The organism is Flintibacter faecis (genome assembly GCF_014287875.1).
Classification (GTDB): Bacteria; Bacillota; Clostridia; order Oscillospirales; family Oscillospiraceae; genus Lawsonibacter; species Lawsonibacter faecis_A.
Map to the genome: position 1 here is coordinate 276,688 of NZ_JACOPN010000002.1, position 15,142 is coordinate 291,829.

The 15,142-nt window shown below is 61.1% G+C and carries 15 protein-coding genes; 5 read left to right on the plus strand and 10 right to left on the minus strand.

Annotated elements, in window-relative coordinates:
- Positions 1 to 149: 149 nt before the first annotated feature.
- Positions 150 to 1,151, minus strand: a complete 1,002-nt coding sequence (locus H8S55_RS03960; protein ID WP_186877915.1) for a transglutaminase-like domain-containing protein — start codon at positions 1,149 to 1,151, stop codon at positions 150 to 152.
- Positions 1,152 to 1,413: 262 nt separating this feature from the next.
- Between H8S55_RS03960 and H8S55_RS03965 the strand changes: the two genes are divergently transcribed.
- Both H8S55_RS03965 and H8S55_RS03970 read left to right on the plus strand, forming a co-directional pair.
- Positions 1,414 to 2,613, plus strand: a complete 1,200-nt coding sequence (locus tag H8S55_RS03965) for an AfsR/SARP family transcriptional regulator (RefSeq protein ID WP_186877916.1) — start codon at positions 1,414 to 1,416, stop codon at positions 2,611 to 2,613.
- Between the two features lie 317 nt (positions 2,614 to 2,930).
- The gene (locus tag H8S55_RS03970; protein ID WP_186877917.1) at positions 2,931 to 3,377 is read left to right on the plus strand and encodes a zinc ribbon domain-containing protein; all 447 of its coding nucleotides are present in this window, start codon (positions 2,931 to 2,933) and stop codon (positions 3,375 to 3,377) included.
- Between the two features lie 253 nt (positions 3,378 to 3,630).
- Here H8S55_RS03970 and H8S55_RS03975 read toward each other — a convergent pair whose 3' ends face one another.
- The 6 genes from H8S55_RS03975 to udp form a co-directional block, all read right to left on the minus strand.
- Entirely contained in the window at positions 3,631 to 4,419 is a 789-nt protein-coding gene (locus H8S55_RS03975; RefSeq protein ID WP_186877918.1) for a histidine racemase CntK family protein, read from the minus strand.
- 87 nt (positions 4,420 to 4,506) lie between these two features.
- Positions 4,507 to 6,075: a histidine ammonia-lyase gene (gene hutH / locus H8S55_RS03980; protein ID WP_186877919.1), complete on the minus strand. Its 1,569-nt coding sequence runs from the start codon at positions 6,073 to 6,075 to the stop codon at positions 4,507 to 4,509.
- A gap of 123 nt (positions 6,076 to 6,198) precedes the next feature.
- Positions 6,199 to 7,509, minus strand: coding sequence for a Na+/H+ antiporter family protein (locus H8S55_RS03985; protein ID WP_186877920.1), 1,311 nt, complete (start codon positions 7,507 to 7,509; stop codon positions 6,199 to 6,201).
- Between the two features lie 359 nt (positions 7,510 to 7,868).
- The gene (locus tag H8S55_RS03990) at positions 7,869 to 8,666 is read right to left on the minus strand and encodes an inositol monophosphatase family protein (RefSeq protein WP_186877921.1); all 798 of its coding nucleotides are present in this window, start codon (positions 8,664 to 8,666) and stop codon (positions 7,869 to 7,871) included.
- 31 nt (positions 8,667 to 8,697) lie between these two features.
- Positions 8,698 to 8,976 (minus strand): hypothetical protein, encoded by a 279-nt coding sequence (locus H8S55_RS03995; protein WP_186877922.1) that lies wholly within the window; start codon positions 8,974 to 8,976, stop codon positions 8,698 to 8,700.
- Positions 8,977 to 9,019: 43 nt separating this feature from the next.
- Positions 9,020 to 9,790 carry a uridine phosphorylase gene (udp, locus tag H8S55_RS04000; protein ID WP_186877923.1) on the minus strand — a complete coding sequence of 257 codons (771 nt, stop codon included), beginning with the start codon at positions 9,788 to 9,790 and terminating at the stop codon, positions 9,020 to 9,022.
- A gap of 180 nt (positions 9,791 to 9,970) precedes the next feature.
- Here udp and H8S55_RS04005 point away from each other — a divergent pair, with 180 nt between their 5' ends.
- The gene (locus H8S55_RS04005) at positions 9,971 to 11,149 is read left to right on the plus strand and encodes a sensor histidine kinase (protein ID WP_186877924.1); all 1,179 of its coding nucleotides are present in this window, start codon (positions 9,971 to 9,973) and stop codon (positions 11,147 to 11,149) included.
- Positions 11,142 to 11,849, plus strand: a complete 708-nt coding sequence (locus H8S55_RS04010) for a response regulator transcription factor (RefSeq protein WP_186877925.1) — start codon at positions 11,142 to 11,144, stop codon at positions 11,847 to 11,849. The genes H8S55_RS04005 and H8S55_RS04010 overlap by 8 nt, the downstream gene beginning before the upstream one ends.
- A gap of 241 nt (positions 11,850 to 12,090) precedes the next feature.
- Here the strand turns inward: H8S55_RS04010 and H8S55_RS04015 are convergent, their stop codons facing one another.
- The 3 genes from H8S55_RS04015 to H8S55_RS04025 are packed head-to-tail and all read right to left on the minus strand — an operon-like array spanning position 12,091 to position 13,574.
- Positions 12,091 to 12,792, minus strand: a complete 702-nt coding sequence (locus tag H8S55_RS04015) for a sigma-70 family RNA polymerase sigma factor (RefSeq protein WP_243200448.1) — start codon at positions 12,790 to 12,792, stop codon at positions 12,091 to 12,093.
- Positions 12,793 to 12,803: 11 nt separating this feature from the next.
- A complete protein-coding gene (spoIIAB, locus tag H8S55_RS04020) occupies positions 12,804 to 13,241 on the minus strand; it encodes an anti-sigma F factor (protein WP_186877927.1) in 438 nt (145 codons plus the stop codon).
- Between the two features lie 27 nt (positions 13,242 to 13,268).
- Positions 13,269 to 13,574 (minus strand): anti-sigma factor antagonist, encoded by a 306-nt coding sequence (locus tag H8S55_RS04025; protein WP_186877928.1) that lies wholly within the window; start codon positions 13,572 to 13,574, stop codon positions 13,269 to 13,271.
- A gap of 161 nt (positions 13,575 to 13,735) precedes the next feature.
- On the opposite strand from H8S55_RS04025, the gene H8S55_RS04030 reads away from it, so the two are divergent.
- The gene (locus tag H8S55_RS04030) at positions 13,736 to 15,085 is read left to right on the plus strand and encodes an MATE family efflux transporter (protein WP_186877929.1); all 1,350 of its coding nucleotides are present in this window, start codon (positions 13,736 to 13,738) and stop codon (positions 15,083 to 15,085) included.
- Positions 15,086 to 15,142 lie beyond the last annotated feature (57 nt).

Genomic DNA, 15,142 nt, shown 5'->3' on the forward strand with positions numbered 1-15,142 from the left:
TTCGCACTTCCCCGGCTGCCCGGGCGAAAAATCGGTTGTGATCGGGATGATTATACCACATTCCGCCTGTTTCAACAATAGGCTTCATGGAACTGACAGAAAAATCGGGCCTGCGCTTTTCCCGCAGGCCCGATTTCAAATTGTTATGTTTAATAAAAATATTTCGCTGAGTAGTGACTTCCGTCCCCGATGTAGGCCATGATGGACGCGCTCTGCTTGCCGGAGGAGGCGAAGGTGGGGTCCATCCGCTGCCAAGTGGAGCCGTCGAAGTAGATGGCCCCGTCCACCCAGCCATTTTCTTTCGTCCACACGCTGATCCAGGCGTGATAGGCCGTTCCGGCGTAACCCACCACCAGCTTGCAGGGGACGCCCTGGCTGCGGAGCATCCCGGTCATCAGAGCGGCATAGTCAAAGCAGATGCCCGTCTTTTTGGATAGCACCGTGTCCAGTACGGGGAGATAGCCGCTCTTCACGCTGGCGGCCAGCTGCTTGTCATAGGTGATGTTCTGCACCACATAGTTATACACCAGCTCCACCTTTTTCAGGGGATCGGTGACGCCCTTCGTCAGCTCCGCCGCCTTGGCCACGGTGTTGGGGGCCTTGGCATAGTTCACATACTGGTTGGGGTGGGTGAAGGGGGCAAACTCGTCGGTCATCGCTGCGTCAAAGGCGGCGGAGACCACGGCGGCATACTTGCTGCCCTCGGTATTCTGATACACCGTCACCTGATAGCGGCCGTTGCCGTCGGACAGGGGGAAGGTGGCCCAGCTGCCCGCCGTCAGATTGTATGTATAGGTGGTGGTGGGGCCCTTCACCTGGGCCTTCAGCCGCTTGTCCGTCTTGGCGGTGTACTGGACCATCACATAGCCGTCCTTGGTGTTGGAATAGTCCACCACCGCCTTGTCGTTCTTCTTGACCAGGGTCCCGGGCGCGGAGGTGGTCAGACTGGGGTCAATGGCCCCCGGTCCGGCGGCCAGGGCCACCATCTCGTCCTCCAGGGTGATCTCCCCCAGAGATATGTCTCCGCTCCGGTCAGCCACGGACCCGTCGGCCATGGTCTGCACCCCATCTCCGGCGGTATTCCGGGCACAGCCGGACAGCATCATGGCCGCCAAGGCCAGGGCCAGCACTCGCTTCCACATATTACGCATCGCATATTCCCTTCTTTGTCTCTCGTTGGATGTTGTAAATCGATAGATTCTGTCTTTCTTTTATACTATACTATAGCTGCGCCAAAATGAAAAGAGGGCTTCCGCATTTTTGTTACATTTTTTATTTTTCCCTCTTTTTCCGTGCTTTTTTATATTCCCAGTTGTATCTTCCAACCTTCTATAGTATAATAAGGTAAATTGTGAATTATTTTCTACTCCTGCGGTCAACCCTGACCGTTTTCTTTTGTGGAGGGACGGGACCATGTGCATCACCTCGCTAAAAGTGAACATGCTGGGCGGACTCTCCATCCGGTCCGGCGATGTGGAGATCAACGACGGCGACAACCGCTCCCGCAAGGTGTGGCTGCTGCTGGCCTATATGATCTACTGCAGAAAGCGCCCCATAACCCAGGAGGAGCTGGTCCGACTGCTGTGGGACGACGCGGATAGCGTGACCAATCCGGCCAATGCTCTGAAGACCATGTTCCACCGGGTGCGCACCACCCTGGACCGGCTGGGGGACTCCGCCGGACACGTCCTCATCGTCCGCCAGGGGGGCAGCTACGCCTGGAACTGTAAGGTCCCCCTCACCCTGGATGTGGAGGCGTTTGACGAGCTGTGCCAGTCGGCCTCTGATGCTACCCGCCCCAAGGACCGGCTGGAGCGCTGTCTCAAGGCACTGGAGCTGTATGGCGGGGACTTTTTGGAGCACTTCTCCTCCGACCCCTGGGTGGTGCCCGTGGCGGCCTATTACCACAACGTCTATCTCCAGGTGACCCACGAGGTACTGCCCATGCTGGAGGAGGCAGACCGCCGGGAGGAGGCCGCCCTGCTCTGCCGCCAGGCCATCCAGCTGGACCCCTACTGCGAGGAGCTCTATTGGCACCTGATGCGCAATCTGCTGGACCTGGAGCGGCAGAAAGAGGCCATCGTGGTCTATGAAGAGGTCACCCAGCTGCTCTATGACAACTTCGGCGTGAATCCCTCTGACGAGCTGCGTGCCCTATACCGGGAGGCCATGAGCTCCGTCAGCGACCTTCCCCTTCCCCTGCAGGAAATTCAGGAACGGCTCACCGAAATAGACCCTGACCGGGGAGCTATGGTCTGCCAGTTCGATTTTTTCCGCACCCTGTACCAGATGGAGTCCCGGTTGGTGGCCCGCAGCGGCGACGCGGTCCACATCGCCCTCATTTCCGTCCAGGGGGAGAACAACGAGCCCCTTCCCAAGCGCAGTCTGAACCGGGCCATGAAAAATCTGCTGGACCAGATCCGCTACAGCCTGCGCCGGGGGGACGTGGTGGCCCCCTGCAGCGTATCCCAGTACATCATGATGCTGCCCCAGGCCAACTATGAAAACAGCTGTATGGTCTGCCAGCGCATCCTCCTCTCCTTCGCCCGCCGCTACCCCCACTCCCCCGCCAAGCTGCACTACAGCGTCCAGCCCCTGATCCCGCTGATGTGAGATTTTGATTTCAAATCGTTTTGTTTTAGATTTGTAATACGCACAGTATTGTATTTCAAACGGACCGCTGACTATGGCGGTCCGTTTTTTGTGGAGAACAGATTGCCACGTCGCTGCGCAGCCGTTGGCAGCTCTGCTGCCTTACGGATGCGGCGTACCCCTTGCGGGTGCTTCGCTCCTCGCAATGACGGCTGTCGTTCTTGTCATTGCGAGGAGGGCCGTGCCCGACGTGGCAATCCGTCCCCCTTCCCGCAACCATCTGTTGCTTGTCTCTTTCCCCGAATTTTGTTATCCTGTGGAAAAGGAGGCGGATCGCCATGGAACCGAAGGATATGATCGCCGCACTGCGGCAGAAGCACGGATTTTCTCAGCAGAACCTGGCGGATCAGGTGTTTGTTACCCGGCAGGCGGTATCCCGGTGGGAGAGCGGGGAGACGATACCCGGCCCGGACACGCTGAAGCTGCTCTCCCGGCTGTTCAATGTGTCCATCAACACCCTGCTGGGCTCTCCCCAGAATCTGATCTGCCAGTGCTGCGGGATGCCTCTGGAGGACGGCATCCTCAGTCACGAACCGGACGGGACCCCCAACCAGGACTACTGCCAGTGGTGCTATACGGACGGGGCTTTCATCTATACAGACCTGAACACCCTCATTGATGTCTGCGTCGGACACATGGCCGGCCCCGCCTGGCCGGAGGAGCAGGTCCGGGCCTATTTACAGGCCACCTTACCCACCCTAAAGTATTGGAAGCATCCCGAATAATCGCAAAAGCAGCACCCGCCAAAGCGGATGCTGCTGAGACTGTCAAAAAAGCCTGTCATTGCGAGGAGGCCCAACGGGTCGACGTGGCAATCCGTTCCAAAAGCTATGATTATCAGTATATTTTCGGCTTTTGAGTTACGGATTCCCACGTCGCTGCGCTCCTCGGAATGACAGAAGAGGGTTTATCGACACGCTGAGAGCAGCACCCGCCAAAGCGGATGCTGCTTTTGCTGTCTTTTGCAAGAGGTTTTATTCAGCCCTTGACCTCGGTCTCGAAGGGCTCGCCCAGGGTGACGGGGCCGCCGATGTAGGTCTTGACCACTTTGCCGCCCTCCCGCACTGCGGTGGCGGTGACGGTTCCAGCGGGCTGGATGTAGCTGCGGCTGAAGGTGCCGTCTGTCAGGTCCCGGCTCTGGGCCAGGGCGGAGGCCAGGGAGCCGGAGCCGCAGCTGCCCTCCCACACCAGGGTGTTGGTGGCGGGCACCTTCACCAGGGGGGTCATGTGCAGGGTGTTGGTGTCCAAGAAGATGACACCATAGGCATCCAGACCGGGGATGTCCTGGAACAGGGGCTCGGCCTGGTCAAAGACGGCCTGGCTGGGCTCCACGTTCTCCAGCACCAGGTGGGCGATACCCCCCAGGTGGACCAGAGTACCCTGGTGCTCCCCGAACTGCACGGAGCGCAGCCACTGGGGCAGGGGCATCTCCGCCCGGGAGGTCCCGGCGGCCAGGTCGGTGTCCACGGTGACGATGTGGTCGCAGCCGCTGGTCTCGATGCGCACCTGGGCAGGGGCACCCAGTTTTTTGGCCGTCAGCAGGCCGAAGGCCCGGGTAGCGTTGCCGCAGAACTCGCCGCCCATCATCTCCATGCGGCCGTCGCCCCCCTCCTGCGGGGTGCAGACGAAACCAACCTGTTCAGCCTGATACTCAGGCACAGCCATCAGCTGGGCAGCGACATCCGCCCGGCGGCTCTTTTCCACAGGGTCCAGCACAAATAGGGTGATATTGCCCGCCGGGTCGGCGCGCAGTACGTTCAGCTTCATAGGGACACACGCTCCTTCTCTGAAATAAAAAACGGGGGCAAGGGCAACGCCCTTGCCCCCGAGGGGAAAACAAGTGTAAGGGGAGGATTACTGGAAGTCGGGGATATACTCCTTGATCAGCTCCAGCAGCTCGCCGCTGTAGATCATTTCCTTCACAGCCTGGATGTCGGGCCAGATCTCACGGTCGATCTCGAAGAAGGCGACCTTCTCGCGGACCTTGTTGTAGATGGCCTGGTGCAGGGGGGTGATGCCCTGGCCGTGGCTGTTCAGGCGGCGGCGGATGTCGATGGCCTGGCAGGAGGTCATCAGCTCCAGAGCCAGACAATCCAGGGTGTTCTTCACGATCATGCCGGCCTTACGACCCGCAGTGGTACCCATGGACACGATGTCCTCCTGGTTGGCGGAGGAGGGGATGGAGTCCACGGAAGCGGGGTGGGCATAGATCTTGTTCTCGGACACCATGGAAGCGGCGGCGTACTGAACGATCATATAGCCGGAGTTCACGCCGCCCTCGACGGTCAGGAAGGGGGTCAGGCCGTTGGACAGAGCGGCATTGACCATACGCTCCAGACGGCGCTCGGAGGCGTCAGCCAGCTCGGAAGCGGCAATGCCCAGAGTGTCGAAGGGGATGGCCATGGGCTCGCCATGGAAGTTGCCGCCGGAGATAACAGCCTCGTCCTCCAGGAACATCAGGGGGTTATCGGTCACGGCGTTCAGCTCGATCTCCACCTTGTCCAGGACATAGTCCAGGGCGTCACGGACAGCACCGTGCAGCTGGGGGATGCAGCGCAGAGCATAGGCATCCTGCACACGGTCGTTCTGGCAGTTGTCGATGATCTCGGAACCATCCAGCAGCTTGGCCATGTTCTCGGCGACCAGCATCTGGCCCTTCTGGCCACGGACAGCGTGGATGCGGGGATCGAAAGCGTTGCGCAGACCGGTCAGGCCCTCGAAGTCCATGGAGCCGATGATATCGCCCAGCTGAGCGGCGCAGATGGTGTCATACAGAGCCAGGGAGCCCACGGAGGTCATGGCGCAGGTGCCGTTGGTCAGGCCCAGGCCCTCCTTGCTGACCAGGGTGTCCAGGGTCTTGATGCCGGCCTTGGCCATAGCCTCGGCACCGGACATCTCCACGCCGTCGAACTTGGCGCGGCCGCGGCCCAGCAGGGGCAGGGACATGTGAGCCAGAGGAGCCAGGTCGCCGGAGGAGCCCAGGGAGCCCTTCTGGGGGATGACGGGGGTGACACCCTTGTTCAGCATCTCGATCATCATCTCGACCAGCAGAGGACGCACGCCGGACACGCCCACGCACAGAGCGTTGGCACGCAGCAGCAGCATGCCGCGGGAGACCTCGTCGGCATAGGGCTCGCCCATGGCGGTGCAGTGGCTGAGGATCAGGTTGGTGGACAGCTGGTTGCTCATCTCGGCGCTGACGGCCACCTTCTGGAAGTCGCCGAAGCCGGTGGTGATACCATAGGCCACGCGCTTCTCAGCGGCGATCTTCTCGGCCAGGGCGCGGGACTTCTTCATGGCCTCCATGGCGGAGGGAGCCAGCTCCACGGTGGCACCGAAACGGGCGACAGCGACGAAGCTCTCCAGGGTCAGGCTGTGGCCGTCCAGGACCACGTTCTTAATGGCTTTGGGATTGTACAGCATTCTAAAATTACTCCTTCCAAATTAGGGCGGCATGTTTCTTCTGCGCCGCCTTCGTCTGCAGTAACTAGCTTTGGTATCCCGCCCGGAAAATATCCGGGCGGGATACATGAGCATTTTAAGGAATTACACGAACTGGGACAGGACGATGGCACCGATCATCAGGGGGATGTTATAGTGCAGGAAGGTAGGCACGCAGGTGTCCCAGATGTGGTTGTGCTGGCCGTCGGCGTTCAGGCCAGCGGTGGGGCCCAGGGTGGTGTCGGAAGCGGGGGAACCGGCATCGCCCAGAGCGGCGGCAGCGGACATCAGGATGATGGTAGCGGGGACGGAGAAGCCCATCCGCTGGCACAGAGGAACGTACAGGATGGCAACGACAGGCACGGTGCTGAAGGAGGAGCCGATACCCATGGTGACCAGCAGGCCGATCAGGGTGATCACGGTGGCGGCGACCCACTTGTTGCCGCCCATGACGGCGATAGCGGCCTCGACCAGCTCGTTGACAGCGCCGGTGGCCTTCATGACCTCGGCATAGCCGCCGGCAACCAGCATGATGAAGCCGATCAGGCCCATGATGCGGACACCGCCGTCAAACTGCTCGTCGATCTTGTTCCACTTGACAGCGCCGCCAACGATCATGATGGCAACACCGGTCAGAGCGGCCAGAGCCAGGGAGTCGGCCAGGACCTGGACCACGACCACGCCCAGGATGGCGACCAGGGTCACGGCGTGAGCAGCGGTGAAGCGGTCGGAGGCGGCATCGGAAGCGGCAGTGTCGGCAGCGACCACCTTGTACTCACGGGGCTTGCGATAGGTGACGAACACGGCGATCAGCAGGCCGATGAACATGCAGGCACCCAGCATCCAGTTGTAGCGGGACACCTGGCTGACGGAGGTCTCCATGCCGTTGGCGGTCATGTTGTCGGCGATGATGCCCATGAAGATGGCACCGAAGCCGAAGGGGATGGAGATGTAGGGGGCCTTCAGGCCGAAGGCCAGAGCGCAGGCCACGCCGCGGCGGTCGACCTTCATCTCATTGAACATGGCCAGCATGGGGGGGATCAGGATGGGGATGAAAGCGATGTGCACGGGGATCAGGTTCTGAGACAGGCAGGCCACGGCAGCCAGGATCAGCAGCAGCACAGAGGCGCTCTTGCCGCCCATGATCTGGGACAGCTTCTTGGAGGCCATGTCGGCCAGACCGGTGGAGGCGATGGCGGTGGCGACGGTGCCCAGCAGCACGTAAGCCAGAGCGGTGTTGGCGTTGCCTGAGAAGCCGTCGCACAGGATGCCCATCGCATCGGGGATGGAGATGCCGCCCAGAACAGCGCCGGTCATAGCGGCGATGATCAGGGACATCAGCACGTTCAGCTTGAGCAGACACAGGACACAAAGGACAACGACGGATACCAGAACGGGATTCGTTAATAATGACATGTTATTACCCCTCTTTTCAATTCGTTCTTTTCCCTTCTTCTAAAAACAGCGGTTTCATGCGTTTTCTGATTTGACCTGTCAGACCAGCCTTTTCGCTCGCGCGGGCTAGCACCACCGGGCTTTTCTGGGCTTAAAATCTATCGGGTCTCCTCTCCTCTGTTCTTAACGATTTTTATTATAACCCATGCTTTAGATAAATTCAATAAAAACTTTTCGATTCTTATTTTATTCTTTATGCAATATCGCACCAATTAGGTGATTCACTAGCACGCTATATTGTGATATTGTCTCTACAAGAACAGGCTGGCAGAAGGGAGAACTCTGCCAGCCTGTTAGAAAACCTTGTTCTGTATTTATATTCACCCGTTCGCTGTCTGACGCAGCACGGCCAGCAGCTCCTGTGTCACAGCCCCGTTGGTGCCCAGGATGCCGCTGCCCGTTTTCAGGGAGGGAGCCCCTCCGTCCACGGTCACAACGGCTCCGCCGGCCTCCTGAACGATGAGAAGGCCCGCCGCATAGTCCCAGGGCTTCAGTCCGATCTCCATGTAGGCATCCAGCCGCCCCGCCGCCACATAGCACAGATCCACGGAGGTCGCCCCCACCCGGCGGATGTCGTGGCAGCGGTCATACACCGCCCGCAGCCACCGGAAGGTCCGGTCTGCCATCTCCCGCTGGCTGGGGTTGGTGCCCACGTCCACCAGGCAGTCGGCCAGTCGCTTCGCTTTGCTGACGTGGATGGGCTCCCCGTTTACAAAGGCCCCGCAGCCCCGCCGGGCGGAGAACAGCTCCCCGGCATAGGGATCGTACACCAGGCCCAGCTCCACCTGCCCCCTATCCGCCAGGGCCAGAGACACGGCGCTGTGGCGGAAGCCGTGGACCAGGTTCATGGTCCCGTCCACCGGGTCCAAGATCCACATGGGCTTTTCAAAGTCCAGGCCGCTGTTGTCCTTCTCCTCCCCCATCAGCTGCACCTCCGGGGCGAGCTGGGCCAGCCGCTCCTTCAAAAAGGTCTGTACCGACAGGTCCACCTCGGTCACAAAGTCGGTGACCCCCTTGTGCTTCATGTGGCTGACCTTGGTCCGGTCATAGAAGATCTGCCCGGCCTCCCGCACCGCCTGCTCCACCTGTGCCAAAAACTTAGGGTCCTGAATGTTCATATGGATTGCCTCCTATATAAAATGCTTCTCTTTATCTCTTTTTCTTTAACAGAAACAGGATAAACAATGGGATGAGATTTAGCAGCAGCAGCGATGGGATCTCTATGGTCAGCCTGTGATATATTTTAGGAAGCATTTCTAATTCCACTGCTTCTCCAAATTCGTACCACACGTTCACCATCTTGAGTTCCGTTAAAACTGCCAGCGCTCCAAACATCAAACTGGAAAACGTAAGCACATGGGACATCATTTGCTTTTGCTTTATCGACGCAAAAACATTGATGCAGGCCAGGGAAAATGCTATCCACACGTAAATTCTCCAAGTGAGATTCCACATAAAACCATCCCGCTTTTTATTTTTTATCCTCCTGGATCAGCAGCTTCAGGGCCTCCACGCCCACGTCGATGGCGGCGGAGGTGTCCATAGACTCCTTCTGATCCAGTCCGGCGGCCTCCCGCTCCTGGTTCCAGATGACGTGGAACACCGCCCCGCAGCGCACATGGCGGGCGGCGGCCACAGTGAACAGGGCGGCCCCCTCCATCTCCGAGGCCAGCACCCCCAGCCGCTTCCACGCCTGCCACTTCTGCTCCAGGTCATAGGACACGGGCATCCGGCCCGGGGAGTGCTGTCCATAGAAGGAGTCCTTGCTCTGCACCACCCCGGCGTGCCAGGGCTTGCCCAGGGCCTTGCAGGCCCGGACCAGGGCATCCACCGCCTGATAGTCGGCCACAGCGGGCCACTCGATGGGGGCATACTCCCGGCTGGTGCCCTCCATGCGCACCGCCCCGGTGGCCACCACCACGTCGTCGCTCTGGACGGACAGCTCGATGCCGCCGCAGGTGCCCACCCGGATGAAGGTGTGGGCACCCAGATTGGCCAGCTCCTCCATGGCGATGGCGGCGGAGGGCCCGCCGATGCCGGTGGACACCACGCTCACCCGCTCCCCCAGCAGTTCCCCCGTCCAGGTCTCAAATTCCCGGTTGGTCTTTACATGCACCGCCCCGTCAAAGCGCTGGGCGATGGCCTTGCACCGGCCCGGGTCGCCGGGGAGGATGCAGTATTTGCCCACGTCCCCCTGGCTGCACTGGATATGAAACTGTACAGAGCGTTCCTTTTCGTTCATGGCGGAGTCCTCCTTATATCTTTTTTCCCATGCTATCATATCCGGGGGCGGTTTTCAACGGCGGTTTTCAGGCTTCTCCCTCTTTACGGCGATTTTGATTGCTGATATAATAAGGAAAACGGTCCTGCCCCGGTCCGGGGCTTCTCCGTGATTTTTTCATCCCATCAGGAGGTGTCCGCCGTGTCTGTCCCCAGCTGGGTAAAACAGTTCTATCGTATGGCTCAGGACCAGTTCCTGCGCATCCCGGAGATGCCCCGCAGTCTCATCATCTCCGCCCTGTTTCTGTGCGGAGCCTATCTGACCAGCGGCATTCTGATCAACCACACCGGGGGCGAGAACAACTCCGCCCTGGTGTTCGTGCTGGCGGTGGTGATGATCTCTCTGCTCACCCAGGGGTATGCCTATGGCATCATCTCCTCTATCATCGGCGGGTTCTGCATCAACTACTTCTTTATGGTGCCATACGCCGCCTTCTCCCTGAGCTATACCGGCTATCCGGTGGCCATGATCTCTATGATCGCCATCTCCTGCGTGGTGTGCGCCCTGACCACCCGGGTGAAAAACCAGCGGGCAGAGGCCATCCGCCGGGAAAAGCGCACCAAATCCCTGTACGAGCTCAACGAGCGGCTCAATGCCGAAAAGACGGCCATCCAGCTGGAGTCCGCCCGGGAGACCATCCGGGGCAACATCCTCCGGGCTGTGTCCCACGACCTGCGCACCCCCCTCACCTCCATCTCCGGTGCGGCCTCGGTACTGCTGAGCAGCCCGGAGGTCTCCCCCCAGAACGTGGCCATGCTGCGGGACATCAAAAACGATGCCGACTCCCTCATCATCATGGTGGAAAACCTGCTGTCCATCACCCGCATCCAGGACGGAAATATCCCTCTGAAAAAACACGAGGAGATGCTGGAGGAGGTGGCCGGGGATGCCATTCTCACCACCCGCCGCCGCTTTCCCGAGTGCCATGTGGAGCTGGATATGTCCGAGGACATCCTGTTCTTCCCCATGGAGCCCATGCTGGTCAAGCAGGTGATGGTGAACCTGCTGGAAAACGCCATCCGCCACTCCGGCGACACCCAGCACATCACCCTGCACCTGTTCCGTCAGGACGACTGGGCGGTGGTGGAGGTCCGGGACCGGGGCAAGGGTCTGTCCCCCGAAATCTGCCAGGCCGTGCAGGCCGGAAAGCAGCTTGAAAAAAATCTCTCCGGCGACAAATCCCGGGGTATGGGTATCGGCCTGTCCGTCTGTCAAAGCATCATCAAGGCCCACGGCGGCTTCTTTGTCGCCGGCAACAACCCGGAGGGCGGGGCGGTATTCCGTTTCGGTCTCCCTATGGAGGAAACAAACCATGCCTGAAAAACGCACCATTCTGGTCATAGAGGATGACCACGCCATCAGCAACTTCATCTGCCGCGCCCTCACCGCCAACGACTATAAGGCCATCCCCGCCGCCAGCGGCAAGGAGGGCCTGTCCCTGTTCTTTTCCCACAGCCCTGCTCTGGTCCTGCTGGACTTGGGGCTGCCCGACATGGATGGGCTGGAGGTGCTGGAGCAGTTCAGCGACCTGCCCCAGGAGGTGCCCACCATCATCATCTCCGCCCGTGACCGGGAGTCAGAGAAGGTAAAGGCCCTGGACATGGGGGCGGACGACTATGTGGTCAAGCCCTTCGGCGTGTCCGAGCTGCTGGCCCGCATCCGCACCACCCTCCGCCGGGCCGACCGCATCAAGGTCAGCCAGGGCATCCAGCGGGACGTGTATCAGGTGAAGGACCTGGCGGTGGACATCGCCAAGCATCAGGTCACCCTGGGCGGTCAGCTGATCCACTTCACCCAGAACGAATTTAAAATTCTGGAGCTGCTGGCCATCCACGCCGGGAAGGTCTTGACCTATGACTTCATTCTGCAGCATGTGTGGGGCCCCTACAGCGGCAACAGCAGCAACCAGATCCTACGGGTGAACATGGCCAACATCCGCCGCAAGCTGGGGGAGAACCCCTCCGAGCCCAAGTACATATACACCGAGCTGGGCATCGGCTATCGGATGCTGGAGGATTAAAAGGTTTATGTTTCAAGCCGCGAAGCACACGCTTCGCGGCTTTTTGTGAAGACCCTCTCCGCCCAGTGTGCGCACTGGGCACCTCCCCCACAGGGGGAGGCAAGCTGGGGGCAGGAGAAACGGATCGCCACGTCGCCTCGCTCCTCGCAACGATAGATTCAGGTTGGTCTTGCTGTCATTGCGAGGAAGGGCGCAGCCCTGACGCGGCAATCCGCATCCCCTAACTCCTAACTCCTAACTCCTAACTCATCACTTCCCGCAGCTTCCCCAGCGCCCTGCGTTCCAGCCGGGACACCTGGACCTGGGACACGCCGACGATCCGGGCGGTCTGCACCTGGGTCATCCCCCGGTAATAGCGCAGCAGCAGCACCTCCCGCTCCCGCTCCGGCAGGTTGTCCAGGGCCGAACGGAGGGCCAGGCATTCGATGAGACGCTCCTCCTCATTTCCGGCGGTGAGCATCCCCTCCAGGGTCAGCCCGCCCTCCCCCGTCTCGCTCTGGAGGGACAGCACAGGCTCTGCCGCCGTCTCCGCCGCGGCGATGTCCTCCGGCTCCAGTCCCGTCTCCGCCGACAGCTCGCTAATGGTGGGCTCCCGGCCCAGCCGGGCGGCCAGGCGGCTCTGGGCCCCCCGCACAGCGGCGGAGCGCTCCTTCAGCCCCCGGCTCACCTTCACCGGCCCGTCGTCCCGGAGAAACCGGCGGATCTCCCCGGCGATCTTGGGCACGGCATAGGTGGAAAACTGGGTGCCATAGTCCGGGTCAAAGCCCCGCACCGCCTTTAAAAAGCCCAGACAGCCCAGCTGATACAGGTCGTCCGGCTCCACCCCCCGGCCATAATACCGCCGGACCACGCTCCAAATGAGTCCGTTGTTCTCCCGCAGCACCTGCTCGCAGGCCTGGCTGTCCCCCGCCCGGGCCGCCGCCAGCAGTTCTCCTGCGGGCAAGGCCGGGGCGTTCATCGCCCTGCCCGGCGGGCGATCCTCCGCCGCATAGTCACCGTGGTCCCCTTGCCCGGGGTGGAGCGCACCCGCACCGTGTCCATAAAGCTCTCCATAATGGTAAAGCCCATGCCGGAGCGCTCCTGGCTGCCGGTGGTAAACAGGGGCGTTCTGGCCTGTTCAACATCCGCGATGCCCACGCCCCAGTCCCGCACCACGACCTCCAGAACGTTGTCCCGGAGAATGCGCAGCTTCAGGACGATCTTGCCCAGAGTGTCCGGGTAGGCGTGGACGATGGCGTTGGTCACCGCCTCGCTCACGGCGGTCTTTACGTCGTTCACCTCCTCCAGAGTGGGGTCCAGCTGGGCGGCAAAGCAGGCCGCCGCCGCCCGGGCAAAGCCCTCGTTGGCCGAGCGGCTGGGAAACTCTAAAAACGTATGGTTCTCCTCTTTCATATATGTACCTCCTCTCTGCCGCCCCGGTCACTGGAACCGGAGCATCCGCTGCAGGCCCGCCGCACGGAATACCCGGGCCGCCTGGTCCGGGGTGTTCACGATCTTCATGGCCCCCCGGATGCGGAGCATGGCCTTCCAGGCCCGCAGCAGCACCGCAATGCCCGAGCTGTCCGTAAAAGTCAGCCCCGCCAGATCCAGCACCAGCTCCCGGGGCAGGGCCAGGTCGATCTGCCGGTCCAGCTCCTCCATCACCGCCCGGGCCCTGTGGTGGTCCAGCTCGCCGGACAGCTCTGCCCGCAGCACCCGGCCCTCCTCTTTGCACACCACCGGCACAGCGCTCCCTCCTTTTTCGATGGCGGCCTGCGCCGCCTGTTTTCCCGCCCATTATAGGACAGGCCCCCTGTCCGAATCTGCTATTTCCTGTCTATTTTTCTCTCCGGCTTTACAAAATTTTCATTCTGCTCTATTATGGATAGGAAAGGGGGACGCCCTCCGTGTCCAAAGAGCTCCATCTCACCTCCGGTCCCATTCTGCCCCAGCTGCTTCAGCTGTGCCTGCCCCTGCTGTGCGCCAACGTGCTCCAGCAGCTGTATAACATCATCAATTCTCTGGTGGTCACCCGCTATATCGGCGACAGCGCCTTTGCCGCCCTGGGCGTGGCCGAGAGTGTGATGAACCTGTTCATCTATGTCATCACCGGGGCCTGTATGGGCGCCTCCGTCCTCATCGCCCAGTTTTACGGGGAACAGAACCTGCCCCGTCTGCGCCAGCAGCTGTACGTCTCCGCCGTTCTCATCGGCGGGTGTACTCTGGCGGCGGTGACCATAGCCCAGCTGTTCCTGCCCCAGCTGCTCTCCCTGATCCAAACGCCGAAGGAGCTGATGGGGGACGTGGCCCTCTATCTCCGGGTCATTCTGGTCGGGATGCTGTTCACCTTCACCTATAACTATCTGGCCGCCACCCTTCGGGCGGTGGGGGACACCAAGTCCGCTCTATATTTTCTCCTGCTCTCTCTGGGCTATAACCTGGCGGCGGCCTGGCTGCTGGTGGCCGTGCTGAATATGGGCATTCTGGGCACCGCCCTGGCCACCGCCTCGGCCCAGCTGCTGTCCTCCGGGCTGTGCTTTGTCTATATCCGCAAAAAACGGCCCTTTCTGGCCGTCCACCGGGCCGACATGCGCATGGACCCCGTCCTCATCCACCGCACCAGCAGCTATGCCGCCGTGGCCGCCCTGCAGCAGTCCAGCCTGTATCTGGGCAAGCTGATGATCCAGAGCGCGGTAAACGGCATCAGTCTCGCCTCCACCGCCCCCATCTCCGCCTTTACCGCCGCCACCCGGGTGGAGAACTTCACCCAGGCCTTCGGCATCAGCGGCTGCGAGTCCATCGCCATCTTTGTGGCCCAGAACCAGGGGGCCGGAAAGCTCCGCCGGGCGCTAAGCGGCTTTCTCCGGGGCGGGGCCCTGGTCATCTCCACCGGCCTTATCTTCTCCGCCCTGCTCCACCTGTTCGCCCCCGCCTTCTCCGCCGTCTTTCTGGAGGCGGGCAGCGGGGCGCTGGCGCTGTGCAGCTCCTATCTGCGGCTGATGGGCTGGTTCTACTGGCTGTCCTTCACCGGGCACACCTTTGTGGGCTGGTATCGGGGCACCGGCCGAATGAACATCACCTTTTGGGGCACCACCATCCAGATCATCGTCCGGGTGGCGGGGACCTATCTGCTGGTGAGCCGCCTGGGGCTGGATGCCGTGGCCCTGGCCACCGGCCTGGGCTGGACGGTCATCGTCCTGTTCCAGCTGACCGTATTTGCCCGGGAGCGGAGAGCCGCCGGCACCGCCGACAACTGAAACGGACATAAAAAATCAGCGTGACGCACCATCGCCACGCTGATTTTTTTGATCCTA